Here is a 14,576-nt window from a genome sequence, read left to right as displayed (position 1 = left end):
ATTACCAGCCCAAAACGTATCCAAAAATGAGTGGTGCAACAATAGTCGCATCTGACTCCACAATGTATTTAGGTGTATTAATATCTAGCTTGCCCCAGGTAATTTTCTCGTTTGGTACAGCTCCTGAATAGCTACCGTAACTAGTGGTAGAATCAGAAATCTGACAGAAATAACTCCAAAATGGGGTATCTTCTCTTTCCATGTCCTGATACAACATTGGAACCACGCAAATAGGAAAGTCTCCAGCAATACCTCCGCCAATTTGGAAGAATCCTATTCCTTTATCTTCAGCATTATCTGTGTACCAATCGGCCAACCACATCATATATTCAATACCAGATTTCATGGTTGAGGCCTTCAGCTCGCCTTTAATGCAGTAGGAAGCGAAAATATTTCCCAGTGTAGAATCTTCCCAGCCTGGAACTACCATTGGTAGGTTCTTCTTGGCAGCTTCAACCATCCAGCTATTTTTAGGATCAATCTCGTAGTATTGTTCCATAATGCCTGAATTTAGTAGTCTGAACAGGAATTCGTGTGGAAATAGTCTCTCACCATTATCTTCAGCATCTTTCCAAATTTTGAAAATATGTTTTTGTATTCTTCTGAAAGCTTCTTCTTCCGGGATGCACGTATCTGTTACTCTGTTTAATCCTTTTTCTAACAAATCCCACTCTTCCTGTGGAGTTAAATCGCGGTAATTGGGAACCCTTCTATAATGTGAATGCGCAACTAAATTCATTACATCTTCCTCCAGGTTGGCTCCTGTGCATGAAATAATATGTACTTTATCCTGCCTGATCATTTCAGCCAATGACTTGCCTAGTTCACCGGTACTCATTGCTCCGGCAAGCGAGATAAGCATTTTCTTATCTTCTTCAAGATGCTTTTTATATCCTTTTGCAGCATCAACTAAAGCAGCAGCATTAAAATGTAAATAGTTATTGTCAATAAAGTTTGATATAGGACTTGTTGCCATGATAATGTCTTTTTAATTGAATTTCAAAGTTACACTATAATCTTTTGGGCAAAAATATTTCTGCCATCATACAGCGAGCACTGCCCCCACCTAGTGCTTCAATGGTATCAAGTGAACTGTATAGTATTGAGCAGTACTTTTCAATGTGCTTTATTTGAGATGGTTCTAATGATCGATAAGCTGCCTGACTCATAATTAAGAAAGGTTTGCCTTCTCTATTTCTAACTTGAAGCATATTGCCTGCAAAATGCAGCTTTTGACCTTCAGTAATCTCAATAATTTCTTTATTGGTCTCTTTTAACTTGGAAACAACCTGCTGCTTTTCTTCTACATTGTCAATTGACTCTAGGCAGATAATACAAAAATCCTCTGCTACACACATCATCACATTTGTGTGATAAATTGGTTTTCGTTGATTATCAACGGTCTGATTTGCCACAAAAGTTACTGCTTCATAACCAAAGGCCTTGCAAAAATCCTCTAGCGGCTTGCTGTTCGTTCGTTCAGATAAAGCAGCGTATGATAGTTTATTCACTCTATCTAAAATCATACTTCCTGTACCTTCCAGAAATTGATTTGAGCTTTCAAACTCCGTGAAATCTACAAGAGCTTTCACATTGTGGGTCTCCCTGATTTTCTCAATGATATCTGAACGCCTTTCTTGTCTCCTATTCTCGGCATACATCGGATATATACCTACTCTCCCATCTTCATGAAATGATATCCAGTTATTGGGAAAAATAGAATCTGGTGTATCAGGTGAAAGTGTATCTTCAACAACAATCACTTCAACTAAATGAGATCTTAGTTTTTCAACAAATGAATCAAACTCACCCAGAGCTTGCTCCTGAATTTGCTCAGCAGTTAAATTCTCTATGGCTCGCTGGTAGTAATTATTTAATGCTGTCTGCTCGTTCATTCTAAAACGTGCCGGACGAATCATTAATATGGTATCCGTTATTTGTTTGGCCATTGCTTAACCAAGCATGCTATTGGTAGTTTCTTCCAATATTTCAAAAGCAGTTTCTGCCATTTTGTTTTCAGTATCCAATGTTGGATTTACTTCCACCATCTCCCAGCCTACTAACTTTGGAGATTTTACTAACTCGCAATTCAAAATTTTAGCCTCTTCTGCAGTTAATCCATTTTTTACTGGTGTACCGGTACCAACAGAAATCTCTGAGTCCATACTATCAACATCAAAAGAAACGTAAATAATGTCGCAGTTATCAAGACGGTCTAATGCTTGTTTGGCCACTTCTTTGGCGCCAAGCTTTCTAACCTCATCAGTAGTGAAGTTTTTAATTGAGTATTTATTCAGCAAGAACTGTTCTGGTTCTTCCAGGTCGCGGGCTGAAATGAATACAATGTCAGAAAGGTCAATTTTCGGGCCTTTGAAACCGATATTTTTTATTTTTTCCCACAATTCAACAGTTTCCTTTTTTGGGTTGTTGATTCGACAATCCATATTATCTAAAGAACCAACCATAGCTAACGGCATACCGTGCATATTACCTGAAGGGGTAGTGTAAGGTGTATGTAAATCGGCATGTGCATCAATCCAGATTACACCAAGTCGTTTGTTTTTATAGTGATTTTTAATGCCCATGATTGTGCCGGCCGCAGTGGAATGATCGCCAGCAAGTACTAATGGAAAATTATCTTCATCCAGCACCTTTTTCACCATTTCAGAAACCCTTGACTCCATCGTATAGACGCCATCAATAAACTTAGCATGTGGATGCTCAAAACCATCAAAAAGAATTTCGTTAACCGTCTCAACTTCTTCTTCATCAAATCTTGTGAAATAATCAGAGTTAAGGTCTAAGCTTGCTATTTTAAGGGCATCTATACCTAAACTGGCTCCTCTTGTACCTGCTGCAATTTCTGATTTCACCTGTATGATTCGTATCCTATCTTCGGAAATATTCTTTTCCATAATTGTTTTTTATTAACTTATCAGTAGCCTCAAGAAATTTGGCTTTGCAAAGATTGCTAATTTATACCAATATTGCATGGTAATGTTAAAAGACAGAAAAGCACCAGATGCATGAAGAAATACGTTGATTTAATAGAACAAACATTTTACTTTCCTCAGAAGGAATTCCAGGTTATTAATGATGAACTACATTTTCATGATGTGCCTTTGATGGACATCATTAAAAAATATGGAACGCCTCTTAAATTAACTTATTTGCCAAAAATTGGCGAAAACATCAGGTATGCTAAAAAGTTGTTTGCCGATGCTTTCGAAAAACATAAATATGAAGGCTCATACACCTATTGTTATTGCACCAAATCATCGCATTTCAACTTTATTCTTGAAGAAGCTTTAAATAATGATATTCATATTGAGACTTCATCATCTTATGATATTCCCATTGTTAGAAAACTACATGAGAAGGGAAAGATCAATAAAAACACATACATCGTTTGCAATGGTTTTAAAAGGCCACTTTACCGTGAATACATTTCAGGCCTATTGAATGATGGTTTTAAAAACTGCATTCCGGTGCTTGATAACCTGACGGAACTCAGTCACTATGAAGAGCATGTGAATGGTGAATATCATGTTGGTATTCGTGTGGCTGCAGATGAAGAACCAAATTTTGAGTTCTATACTTCTCGGTTAGGAATCCGATATGGTGATATCAACCATCTGTATAAAGATCAGATTAAGCCAAGCAAAAAGGCTAAACTTAAAATGCTTCACTTTTTTATTAATACAGGCATTAAGGATACCGCCTACTACTGGAGTGAACTAAGCCGATTTATTTTCAAGTATTGTGAACTTAAAAAGGACTGCCCCGAGTTAGATACTATTGATATTGGTGGTGGCTTTCCTATCAAAACTTCATTGCACTTTGAATATGACTACAAGTACATGATCGAGCAGATTGTAGAAAATATTAAGTGGATTTGCGGCAAGAATAATGTTCCAGTACCAAACATTTTTACTGAATTTGGAAGCTTTACCGTTGGCGAAAGTGGTGCAGTGCTATACTCCATCATGAATGAAAAGCTGCAAAATGACAAAGAGTTGTGGTATATGATTGATGGTTCTTTCATCACTCATTTACCTGATGCATGGGGTCTGAACCAAAAATACATCATGTTGCCATTGAATAAATGGGATAATATGTATCATAAGGTGAATATAGGTGGTTTAACATGTGATAGTATGGACTATTATAACTCTGAGGCACATACCAGTGAGGTATTCTTGCCAATGTTAGAGTCTAATGAGACAGACCCATTGTATATTGGATTTTTCCATACTGGGGCTTATCAAGAGTCGCTAGGTGGCTATGGGGGTATACAACATTGTTTAATACCCGCACCTAAGCATGTTTTAATTGATAAGGATAAAAACGGTAAGGTTACAACTAAGCTATTTGCCGATGAGCAAACCAGCGATTCAATGCTTAAAACGCTTGGCTATTAACCGAAAATAACTTCTACCGCATCAGGTAGATCTTTTACCTTATAATCAGCGTTGATGCTGTCTGAATGATCTACCTGGATAGTTTTAATCCCTAGTTTTTTGGCTGGAATCAAATCTCTGTCTTTATCACCTATCATCCAAGATAGTTTTGTATCGATGTTGTACTTCGCAATGGCTCTTTCAAACATTAACGAACCTGGCTTGCGCGACAAGGTTTCTGAAAAACTTGGATGGCCAGGAGCAAAGTAAAAATCATCGATGGCGTTATCCCACTTTTGTTGCATAATGTCGTGCACCTTATGCATATCTTCTTCTGAATAAATTCCTTTCGTAATTCCTGATTGGTTGGTGATTACTATAATCAAGTATCCTGCATTTTTTAGTGACTTTAGTGAATCCTCCACCCCAGGAAGGATAAATAACTTATCCTCAGAATACACATAATCAACAAAATCCTTATTTAAAACACCGTCTCGGTCAAGAAAAATACATTTATTCAAAATCCATGAATTTTAGTAAAACAAAAGAGGGGTAAAAATAGTATAATGATTAGAAATTCAAATCTTATAAAATAAGATTGGTTTGGATTTACTATTTTTGAGATTCATAGCAACTACAAAACTTGAACGACAGCCTAGTAATTATACCTACCTATAATGAGAAAGACAATATACGTCTAATCATTGATGCAGTCGTTTCACTACCGAAAGCTTTTGATATTTTGATAGTGGATGATGGTTCACCTGATGGTACAGGTAATATTGTTAAGGAACTGCAACAAACTAATTTGGGTGAAACTACACTTCACCTGATTGAGCGTTCGGGCAAATTAGGGTTAGGCACAGCCTATATTACGGGATTCAAGTTCGCCATTGAAAAAGGCTACGATTTTATTTTTGAAATGGATGCCGACTTTTCTCACAACCCCAAAGATTTAATCAGACTTTACGATTCTTGTGCTAAAAACGGCAACGATTTAGCTATTGGCTCACGATATATTTCAGGTGTTAATGTTGTGAATTGGCCTATGGGCAGAGTGATAATGTCGTATTTCGCTAGTATTTACGTACGTTTTATCACCGGAATGCCTATAAATGACACCACGGCTGGTTTCGTTTGCTTTAGAAGGCAAGTACTGGAAGCCATTGATTTGGATAATATTAAATTCATTGGGTATGCGTTCCAAATAGAAATGAAGTTTACGGCATTGAAATTTGGGTTCAAATTAAACGAGGTTCCAATTGTGTTTACTGATAGAACCCGTGGAAAATCCAAAATGTCTGGCTCCATTTTTAAAGAAGCTTTTTTTGGAGTAATTCGAATGAAAATCGATAGTTTCTTCAAAAAATACATACCGGCTTCGGCCTCTTAATAAAAAAATATTTTATTTTTTTTATTCTAGCACCTACTGTTTTTACTAATTACACTTTTTGTTCGCAATTAGCTTAAAATCAACGTTTTTCAAATTTACGATTAGGTAAAATCACCTATTAAATTGATTGAAAACCACTAGTATTTAATACTCTCTTCCAAAGATCCCCACTTTACCCAGTCTACTTAATTGATTACAATTGAAGGGTCAAATGTATGAAGTAACGATGAATGTAGAATTAGACGAACTTTTAGACTTTGGGATTGTGGGTGAAAAGGCATATAAATCCAAAATTGAATATATACTTGCCACCAATAAGGGTGAGTTAAGCAGGATGAAAAATACGCAGGACAAAATAGATTACTTTATCAATCATTTTGTGATGACTGATTACGACACAAAGCAATTAAAAGCTTATCTCAACAGATATGGCGAAGAAGGTTTTCTTCAATTAATAGAAGAAATTATTATGAACAAGGGCTAACCTTTAAAATCCTCGGCCTTATGTGATCCATCGCAAAAAGGCTTATTCGCTGAGTGTCCGCATCTGCAAAACGCTGCTTTTTCTTTCGTTTCTTTAGTGCCATCTTTATGCGTGATTTCACATCCACCGGATACCATTAAAGGCCCGTTTTCTAAAACTGTTACTTCAATTTTACTCATCTCTTTTTTGTTTTCTTCGTTGTTCATGTAATAACTCAATGCACCTGAAGGGCATTTCTTCACCTGACTTACAATTTCATCGGTAGATGCTCCTTCCGCATCAATCCAGGGTTTTTCTTTTGGTTTAAAAACCTCTGGCAATCCGCGCCAGCATTTTTCTGAATGTATGCAAGTTTTTGGCTTCCAAACAATTGTTACTTCGCCATTGGTGTATTCTTTAACTGGTTCCATTCTTTTGCTTATTTAAGAGATATAAGTTAAGCAACGAAAAGTGGATACACCAATATTAATCGAATTTTATGCTCTTTATTGGCCTTATTCTGGAAATAAGTATGGTTGGAATGATAATAATTGCCGTTACTACCAGAAGTGTTAAAACATTAAGTGCCAGTACTATTTCCCAATTCCACCCTATAGGCACGTAGCTCATATAATAATCCTTGGGGTTTAAGGTAAATATTTTGAGATAGTACTGAATAACACAGATACCAATACCCAATAAATTACCAATCAAAAGCCCCTTCGCTACCAGTTGCACACCATTAAGACTAAAAATTCTACGAATAAGAGCATTCGTGCCTCCTAGTGCTTTCAACAAACCAATCATCTGAGTACGCTCCATGATCAAAATCAAAATAATGGATATCATATTCACACAAACAACAAAAAGGATTATCCCTAAAAAAATATTTACCTGGCGACTGATTAAATGAAGCCATTCAAATATCTGTACATATTTATCGCTCACCTTTTGCACCCATAAATCCAGCGGAACTGCTTCATTTAAAGCTTCTTCCACATAATCCATCTGATCAGGGTTCTTCACAAATACTTCTAATCCACCTGCTATACTATCGGGCCAATCATTCAATTTTTTAATTAGGCGGATATCACCAATCATAAACTTATCATCATAATACTCAGACAGGTTAGTTTCGTAGATCCCCACCACATCCAACTTTCTATATCTGGGCGGGTTCTGAAAAAAATGAACGATAATATCATCTCCTAAATTGATATCCAGCTTATTGGCCGTGCTTTTACTAATTACAATTTCTTTAGAGTAACTGGGATCACTAAAATCTATAAACCTACCCGATTTCAGGTTTTGTTTAAACCGTTCCTGATCAAACCGCTCACTCACCCCTTTAATTACCATTCCGGTAACGGCATCATCTGTTTTTATTAACCCTGCTTTGTGGCTAAATTCCTGCACATGATCTACATAAGGAAAAAGCTCCGGAGTATTATACAATGGTGTATTAATGGATATAGGATATTCTTCAAACGAATTGTCCAACGTATATTTTGTTACCTGTAGGTGTGAACTGAAACTGTAAATTTTATCGGTTACTGTATTTTGAAAGCCTTTTAATATCAGAAAAGAAACTATCATTGTTGCTAGTCCTACAGAAATACTTGCCACAGCAATCTTATGTACGGTAGAAGAAAATGTCTTGTCTTTATTCTGAGTGATTCTTCGGGCTATGAAATAGGACAGGTTCAAACGATTTCTTTATTTTTAACTTTCGACAAATGTAAATAAATGCAAAAACCCATCTTCTTATTTATCCTATTACTTACCAATCTTTCATGCATTGGACAAAATAATCAGCCCAACTCTGAAGCCATTGTAGTGGGTGCTGAGCAAACACAGCTTTATTTACCTCTATTGAATGATAAAAAAGTGGCTTTGCTTGCCAATCACTCGTCATTGGTAGGCGAACAGCATATTGTAGATGTTTTACTGGCCAATAAAGTGAATATAGTTAAAGTGCTCGCGCCTGAGCATGGCTTTAGAGGCGATAAATCCGATGGGGTGGATATTAAGGATGCTAAAGATGAAAAAACGGGCATTCCTATCGTTTCGATTTATGGTGATAACAAGTACATACCGGAAAAGCTTATCTCAGATGTAGATGTCTTACTGTTTGACATCCAGGATGTTGGAGTTCGGTTTTATACATTTATCACTGCCATGCATTATGCCATGGAAGCATGCGCCAAAACTGGAACAAAGTTTATCGTACTCGACAGGCCTAATCCCAATGGTATGTATGTTGATGGGCCGATTTTAGACCCTAAAAAGAAATCTTATGTTGGAGTGCATCCAATACCTATTGTTCACGGTTTAACCGTGGGTGAACTAGCGACTATGATTAACGGAGAAGGCTGGCTAGAAGCAGGAAAGTGTGAATTAACCGTTATCTTCGTGAAAGGATATACGCATTCCACTGTTTACTCATTGCCAGTAAAGCCATCACCAAATTTACCTAATGATCAATCGATAAAATTATATCCTTCACTGGCACTTTTTGAAGGAACGGCAGTGAGCGTAGGACGTGGCACTCAGCAACCTTTTACTATTATTGGTCATCCTGAGTTAACTGAGTTAAAGTACAGTTTCACTCCAAAGTCCATACCTGGAATGTCGGTTAATCCGCCATTGGAGGGCAAAAAATGCTATGGCTATGACCTCTCCAAAATAGATTTTAAACCTCATTTCACGCTCAAATACCTGTTAGAGTTTTATGAAATGTTTGATGAACAGGATCAGTTCTTCAAAGATTATTTTAATAAGCTTGTGGGCAATGATTCTACTATCCAACAAATTAAAGCTGGCTTGAGTGAAAGAGATATAAAGGCAACGTGGGCCAGTAAGCTGAATGCTTATAAGAAGATGAGAAAGAAGTACCTGCTATACAAAGATTTTGAATAGTGCTTTCCTAGCTTTGCAGCAATTAATCGAGTTATGCAGGATTTACGAATTATATACATGGGAACGCCTGATTTTGCAGTTCCCAGTCTGGAAATATTAATTGAAAATAACTTTAATGTTGTTGCTGTAATTACAGCGCCTGACAGGCCAAAAGGCCGCGGCCAGCAATTAGCTACATCACCAGTAAAAGATTGTGCTGTGAAGCATAATATACCAGTGTTGCAACCTACAAATCTGAAAAGCCCTGAGTTTATTGAAGAACTCAAAAGCTATAATGCCAATCTGCAGATTGTTGTAGCCTTTAGAATGTTGCCTGAAGTTGTTTGGAACATGCCAGAAATTGGCACCTTTAATTTGCATGCATCATTACTACCGCAATACCGTGGTGCTGCACCTATAAACTGGGCAATTATTAATGGCGAAAAAGAAACAGGTGTCACAACCTTTTTTCTGAAGCATGAAATTGATACCGGCAAAATAATTTTTCAGGAGAAAGAAACCATTCGAAATGAAGATACTGTTGGTGATTTATATGCAAGACTAATGGAAAAGGGTGCCGGGCTCGTACTAAAAACAACTCAGGCGATTGCTAATGAAGATTACCCTCAAATAGCACAAAATGAGGATCAGGAACTAAAACATGCACCTAAAATTTTCAGGGAGACTTGTGAAATTGATTGGAGCCAACCCACAGAAAAGGTGTATGATTTTATCAGAGGCTTATCGCCCTACCCTGCTGCATGGACAACCCTGAATGGTAAAAACCTGAAGATATACATCACTAAACCAGTGGTTAAACCTCACAGCAAAAATGCAGGAGAGTATAGTACCGATGGAAAATCGTATCTGCATTTCGCTACTAATAATGGCTTTATTGATGTGAAAGAGTTACAACTAGAAGGCAAAAAGCGTATGGAGATTGAGGAGTTTTTAAGGGGGAATAAATTATAATCCTGAAGGAATAAAGCAAAATACCATCTCATCTTGAAAGGATTAAATGAGAATAGAATCCAGTTTCATAGAAAGTATCCATGATGGGTTCAAACCCGTTAGGGTTTCAATTTTTTAGATTTTTAGATTTATTCACATTTAATCCCTCTGGGATTGATATTAGGTAAATTAATAGTAATTATTTCCAATCCATATTGTAAATGGCAATCAAAGTGTAACCAACGAATTGAAAGAGCGAATCCCAAGGGGATTCAACATAAATAGAAAGTTTAATATTATAGCAACCCTGAAAGGGTTTAACATATGAGCACCTACACACAGATTCTATATCAAATTGTATTCAGTACAAAAGGTCGAGAAAAATCATTATCAAAATTGAACAGAGAGAAACTGTTTAAATATATTTCGAGGTTATTAGAAAATAAGAAATGCCATTTGTATAGAATCAATGGAATTAAAGACCATATCCATATTTTAACCCATTTACATCCTACAGTTTCACTATCAAGTCTGGTTAAAGATATTAAACTTGCAAGCACGGCATTTATAAAGGAGGAAAAATTATTTCCAAATTTCAAAGGCTGGCAAGAGGGTTATGGAGCATTCACCTATTCAATCAAAGCGAAAGAAAGGTTAATTAATTATGTAATGAATCAGGAAAAACATCATTCTGAATCCTCTTTTTTGGAAGAATATAAGAATATGTTAATATCACATGAAGTTGAATTTGATGAAAAATATTTGCTATGATAGGTTCAACCCTTTCAGGGTTACAATTCGTTAATTTTAATTTTTTATTAATGTTTAATCCCTCCGGGATTATCAGCAATTCTTGAATAACAATTTAAACATCGCTAAGTCAGATAAGGTAAAAAGTTAAAAATGAAAATATCAATGATAGCGGCTGTGGCCGAAAATAGAGTAATAGGTAAGGATAATGATCTCGTATGGAGATTACCCGATGATATGAAATTTTTCATGACTAAGACTACAGGGCATCATGTAATTATGGGTCGCAAAAACTTTGAGTCGTTGCCTCCAAAGTTTAGTCCACTTCCAAACAGAACCAATATTGTAGTAACAAGGCAAAAGAGTCTTACCATTGATGGTGCTGAAGTGGTTAATTCATTGGAAGAAGCATTAGAAATTGCTCGGAAAAATGGCGAAAATGAAGCCTTTATTATTGGTGGTGGTGAAATTTATAAATTGGGTTTATCCGTTGCTGATACTATGTATATTACTGAAATAAAAGAATCTTTTGACGGTGATGCCTACTTTCCAAAATATGATACATCAGAATGGGTTGAAATTGATAGAAAGAACCATCCCACTGATGAAAAGCATAAACATGAATTTGACTTTGTAACTTACGAGAGAAAAAATGACAGATAAACCACTAAAAAAGGAATTCGAAGTTCAATGGTCAGATCTCGACCCTAATCGTCATATGCGTCACTCTGCTTATAACGACTATGCTGCTCATATGCGTTTGAAAATTTTTGAAGAAGCTGGCATTAACATCAAGTTAATGGAAGAGTTGAAGATTGGCCCTATATTGTTTAGAGAAGAAACCATCTTTTTACGTGAAATTGGTATGCAAGGTAATATCACGCTCACGGTGGCGCTATCAAAAATGCGAGAAGATGGAACCCGTTGGTCGTTTTACCATGAGATATTTAGGCCTGATGGTATTAAAGCAGCAGAATTAAACATAGATGGTGCCTGGTTAGATCTTGTACAAAGAAAGCTGGCGCATCCACCAAAAGAAGTGGTAGATTTATTAAAAAGCATGCCCAAAACGGAAAGTTTTGAACTTTCAAAAGCTAAGTGAAGGCTTCTTTTTTCCATGTACTATTTTGAACATTAATGTTTCATAATGAAACATTAAGTTTTTTAAAATGATACATAACAGGTCCCAATTGGAATTTTTAGTGGTGGCATAGTCATTGAACCATATGATTTAAAATTAAGTCATATCTATGAAATCTACCATAAATAATTCACCCACATTTTTAATACAGAATTACCTAAAAGTTGCACTACGTAATTTATTGAGAAATAAATCATACACGGCTATAAATGTAATTGGGTTAGCTATAAGTATTTGTAGCGCATTGCTTATACTCTTATTTGTACAGTATCAACTCGTATATGACAAGCACTTTCCAAAATCTGAAAATATTGTTCGTATAACTTCTAAAATTAAGTCAGCAAATACAGATGATATTAATCATCTAACTTATACACCGGGTTTATGGGGGCCAGAATTAACTCGTGAGTTCAAAAACATAGAGTCATACACCAGATTCTTTAAATACCGTGCCGACATTATAATTAACTATGAAAAAGAGGATAAGCAGTTTTTCGAAGGGCAATTTTTCTGGACCGACCCAACAGTTTTTGACGTTTTCGGATTTAAGCTAAAAAATGGAAACATTTCTGAGGCTTTAGTGAGACCCAATACCGTTGTTATTGATGAAAACATTGCTTTCAAATATTTTGGTGATTCCAATCCAATTGGCGAGGTAATTAATTATGTTAACGGTGATTCATCAATACCACTTGAAATAACAGGTATCATGCCGAGTGTTCCTGAACAATCGCATTTTCACCCACATTTTTTTGCCAGTCTTTCTACTATTGCCGATGAATGGTGGATTCAGGATTATGATCGAATGGATAGTTGGAGCACACCATTTTGGATTACTTATTTAAGAGTTAATAACAACAAAGATCCTCGATTAGAAGAAATGGTAAATGAGTATCTGGATCTTAAACTCCAACAAGACTCTTCGCGCTACACAGCATATTTACAGAATATTCATGATATACATTTGAAGTCAAATTTAGCCGGTGAGTTTGAAGATAATGGTGATGTTAAATCATTGTATATTCTGAGTTCCATTGCCTTTTTAATATTACTTATTGCATGCTTCAATTTTATGAATCTTGCTACAGCACAGGCATCACAAAGAACAAAGGAAATAGGGATTAGAAAAGCGTTAGGAAGTAGCCGAGAGCAACTTATCGGGCAGTTTATTGGTGAATCTCTCTTACTAGCTATTGTGAGTTTTATATTTGGTGTGATAGGTGTAGAAGTACTACTTCCATACTTAAATGAATTTGCAGGAACCCACATTGCCAATAGCTATTTACAGAATGATTGGTTCTGGGGCTATAGCACCATTCTTATTTTATTTGTTGGGATTTTAGCTGGTAGCTACCCTGCCTTTTACCTTTCTTCATTTAGCCCTCTCAACGTATTAAAAAATAATTTATCTGGTGTATTCAAAGGTGAACTTTTCAGACAAATATTGGTGGTTGGGCAGTTTACTATTGCTGTATTATTACTAATCGGGACAATTGTAATAACCGATCAGTTGGCATTTGTAAAAAACAAACCCTTAGGATTTAAGCAAGACTATATTATTACAATTCCTCTCCGAGGTGATGGTCTACAATCTCAGTACAGTAGACTGAAACGGGAATTAAACATACATCCTAACATTGCAAGTGTATCTGCTTCTTCAGCTATTATTATGCAAGGAAGGCACAGTGCACCCATATCGTTACCAGACATAAGGCCAGATGATCCGGTAAATTGGGAATTTCTAAATGTAGATCACACATATCCGGAAACTATAAATATTGAACTGTTAAGTGGACGATTTTTTGATGAAAATCGTGCATCAGATTCTTCAGCTGCAATATTAAATGAGGCTGCGGTTAAGGCTTTAGGTATGACAAATGAGTCTATTCTCGGAACCAGAATTCAAAATGGATGGGGTACTGACGGTAAAGTAATTGGTGTAGTTAAAGATTTTCATTACGCTACATTACATCAAGATATCAAACCGTTCGCACTTTTATTAAACTATGAGTTTGGTGTAAGATTCATAAATATAAAAATAGTAAATAATGATATTCAAGGATCAATATCACACATACAAAAGCTATGGGAGAAATACTCTCCAGGTACGCCTTTTAATTATTCATTTTTGGATGACAATATAGACCAGCTCTACAAAACGGAAGAAAAGGAAGGCAAGCTAATCACCTACTTCACTTCAGTCTGTATGATTATCTCATGTCTTGGACTATTTGGATTAGCCTCTTTCATGGTAGATAGAAGGATTAAAGAAATAGGTATTAGAAAGGTACTGGGTGCAACTGTGCAACAAGTTATGCTGCTGCTTTCTTTTGCTTTTTTAAAGCAAGTTCTAATCGGATTTGTAATTGGTGCGATATTGGCATGGTTAGTTATGGATTATTGGCTTAATGAGTTTGCTTATCGTATTAACCTGAATGTAAGTATTTTTTTAATTTCAGGGTTAATTACGTCTTTCATAGCACTACTTACAGTCGGCTGGAAAACTTTAAAAGCAGCACACACTAACCCAGCCAATACACTGAGGCAAGAATAATAACGCTTTATAAACTAGAATTAGTA

General features: G+C 36.1%; 15 protein-coding genes. 9 read left to right on the top strand and 6 right to left on the bottom strand.

Annotated features, from left to right (window positions below):
* Position 1: 1 nt before the first annotated feature.
* The 3 genes from JR347_RS09415 to rocF are packed head-to-tail and all read right to left on the bottom strand — an operon-like array spanning position 2 to position 2,915.
* Complete coding sequence (locus tag JR347_RS09415) at positions 2 to 976, bottom strand: deoxyhypusine synthase family protein (RefSeq protein WP_205720351.1); 975 nt, start codon at positions 974 to 976, stop codon at positions 2 to 4.
* A 34-nt stretch (positions 977 to 1,010) separates the two neighbouring features.
* Positions 1,011 to 1,949, bottom strand: coding sequence for a citrulline utilization hydrolase CtlX (gene ctlX / locus JR347_RS09410; RefSeq protein ID WP_205720350.1), 939 nt, complete (start codon positions 1,947 to 1,949; stop codon positions 1,011 to 1,013).
* Positions 1,950 to 1,952: 3 nt separating this feature from the next.
* The gene (gene rocF, locus JR347_RS09405; RefSeq protein WP_205723794.1) at positions 1,953 to 2,915 is read right to left on the bottom strand and encodes an arginase; all 963 of its coding nucleotides are present in this window, start codon (positions 2,913 to 2,915) and stop codon (positions 1,953 to 1,955) included.
* A gap of 111 nt (positions 2,916 to 3,026) precedes the next feature.
* Between rocF and JR347_RS09400 the strand changes: the two genes are divergently transcribed.
* On the top strand, positions 3,027 to 4,421 hold the full coding sequence (locus JR347_RS09400) for a type III PLP-dependent enzyme domain-containing protein (protein ID WP_205723793.1): 1,395 nt from the start codon (positions 3,027 to 3,029) through the stop codon (positions 4,419 to 4,421).
* Here the strand turns inward: JR347_RS09400 and JR347_RS09395 are convergent.
* Positions 4,418 to 4,921, bottom strand: coding sequence for a D-glycero-alpha-D-manno-heptose-1,7-bisphosphate 7-phosphatase (locus JR347_RS09395; RefSeq protein ID WP_205723792.1), 504 nt, complete (start codon positions 4,919 to 4,921; stop codon positions 4,418 to 4,420). The genes JR347_RS09400 and JR347_RS09395 overlap by 4 nt on opposite strands.
* A 122-nt stretch (positions 4,922 to 5,043) precedes the next feature.
* Between JR347_RS09395 and JR347_RS09390 the strand changes: the two genes are divergently transcribed.
* The gene (locus tag JR347_RS09390) at positions 5,044 to 5,793 is read left to right on the top strand and encodes a polyprenol monophosphomannose synthase (RefSeq protein ID WP_205723791.1); all 750 of its coding nucleotides are present in this window, start codon (positions 5,044 to 5,046) and stop codon (positions 5,791 to 5,793) included.
* 199 nt (positions 5,794 to 5,992) lie between these two features.
* Positions 5,993 to 6,277, top strand: coding sequence for a hypothetical protein (locus tag JR347_RS09385; protein ID WP_205723790.1), 285 nt, complete (start codon positions 5,993 to 5,995; stop codon positions 6,275 to 6,277).
* Here the strand turns inward: JR347_RS09385 and JR347_RS09380 are convergent.
* Positions 6,274 to 6,687 carry a (4Fe-4S)-binding protein gene (locus JR347_RS09380; protein ID WP_205723789.1) on the bottom strand — a complete coding sequence of 138 codons (414 nt, stop codon included), beginning with the start codon at positions 6,685 to 6,687 and terminating at the stop codon, positions 6,274 to 6,276. The genes JR347_RS09385 and JR347_RS09380 overlap by 4 nt on opposite strands.
* 55 nt (positions 6,688 to 6,742) lie before the next feature.
* Positions 6,743 to 7,963 carry an ABC transporter permease gene (locus JR347_RS09375; RefSeq protein WP_205723788.1) on the bottom strand — a complete coding sequence of 407 codons (1,221 nt, stop codon included), beginning with the start codon at positions 7,961 to 7,963 and terminating at the stop codon, positions 6,743 to 6,745.
* 39 nt (positions 7,964 to 8,002) lie between these two features.
* On the opposite strand from JR347_RS09375, the gene JR347_RS09370 reads away from it, so the two are divergent.
* From JR347_RS09370 to JR347_RS09345, 6 genes are all read left to right on the top strand, one after another.
* Positions 8,003 to 9,175, top strand: coding sequence for an exo-beta-N-acetylmuramidase NamZ family protein (locus JR347_RS09370; protein ID WP_205723787.1), 1,173 nt, complete (start codon positions 8,003 to 8,005; stop codon positions 9,173 to 9,175).
* A 33-nt stretch (positions 9,176 to 9,208) separates the two neighbouring features.
* Positions 9,209 to 10,126 (top strand): methionyl-tRNA formyltransferase, encoded by a 918-nt coding sequence (fmt, locus tag JR347_RS09365; protein ID WP_235689789.1) that lies wholly within the window; start codon positions 9,209 to 9,211, stop codon positions 10,124 to 10,126.
* A gap of 303 nt (positions 10,127 to 10,429) precedes the next feature.
* Positions 10,430 to 10,876: an IS200/IS605 family transposase gene (gene tnpA / locus JR347_RS09360; protein ID WP_205723786.1), complete on the top strand. Its 447-nt coding sequence runs from the start codon at positions 10,430 to 10,432 to the stop codon at positions 10,874 to 10,876.
* A gap of 132 nt (positions 10,877 to 11,008) precedes the next feature.
* Positions 11,009 to 11,518, top strand: coding sequence for a dihydrofolate reductase (locus JR347_RS09355; RefSeq protein ID WP_205723785.1), 510 nt, complete (start codon positions 11,009 to 11,011; stop codon positions 11,516 to 11,518).
* The gene (locus tag JR347_RS09350) at positions 11,508 to 11,957 is read left to right on the top strand and encodes an acyl-CoA thioesterase (protein WP_205723784.1); all 450 of its coding nucleotides are present in this window, start codon (positions 11,508 to 11,510) and stop codon (positions 11,955 to 11,957) included. Before JR347_RS09355 ends, JR347_RS09350 begins: the two co-directional genes overlap by 11 nt.
* 148 nt (positions 11,958 to 12,105) lie before the next feature.
* Positions 12,106 to 14,550: an FtsX-like permease family protein gene (locus JR347_RS09345; protein ID WP_205723783.1), complete on the top strand. Its 2,445-nt coding sequence runs from the start codon at positions 12,106 to 12,108 to the stop codon at positions 14,548 to 14,550.
* Positions 14,551 to 14,576: the final 26 nt, after the last annotated feature.

This window comes from Fulvivirga lutea, from assembly GCF_017068455.1.
Classification (GTDB): Bacteria; Bacteroidota; Bacteroidia; order Cytophagales; family Cyclobacteriaceae; genus Fulvivirga; species Fulvivirga lutea.
Note: the sequence above shows the minus strand (reverse complement) of the source record. Positions and strands in the feature narration are given on the sequence as shown.

Bases quoted from the DNA above. Each gene is read 5' to 3' on its own strand.
- JR347_RS09415 (WP_205720351.1), bottom strand. From the start codon at position 976: ATGGCAACAAGTCCTATATCAAACTTTATTGACAATAACTATTTACAT.
- ctlX (WP_205720350.1), bottom strand. From the start codon at position 1,949: ATGGCCAAACAAATAACGGATACCATATTAATGATTCGTCCGGCACGT.
- rocF (WP_205723794.1), bottom strand. From the start codon at position 2,915: ATGGAAAAGAATATTTCCGAAGATAGGATACGAATCATACAGGTGAAA.
- JR347_RS09400 (WP_205723793.1), top strand. From the start codon at position 3,027: ATGAAGAAATACGTTGATTTAATAGAACAAACATTTTACTTTCCTCAG.
- JR347_RS09380 (WP_205723789.1), bottom strand. From the start codon at position 6,687: ATGGAACCAGTTAAAGAATACACCAATGGCGAAGTAACAATTGTTTGG.
- JR347_RS09370 (WP_205723787.1), top strand. From the start codon at position 8,003: ATGCAAAAACCCATCTTCTTATTTATCCTATTACTTACCAATCTTTCA.
- fmt (WP_235689789.1), top strand. From the start codon at position 9,209: ATGCAGGATTTACGAATTATATACATGGGAACGCCTGATTTTGCAGTT.
- tnpA (WP_205723786.1), top strand. From the start codon at position 10,430: ATGAGCACCTACACACAGATTCTATATCAAATTGTATTCAGTACAAAA.
- JR347_RS09355 (WP_205723785.1), top strand. From the start codon at position 11,009: ATGAAAATATCAATGATAGCGGCTGTGGCCGAAAATAGAGTAATAGGT.
- JR347_RS09350 (WP_205723784.1), top strand. From the start codon at position 11,508: ATGACAGATAAACCACTAAAAAAGGAATTCGAAGTTCAATGGTCAGAT.
- JR347_RS09345 (WP_205723783.1), top strand. From the start codon at position 12,106: ATGAAATCTACCATAAATAATTCACCCACATTTTTAATACAGAATTAC.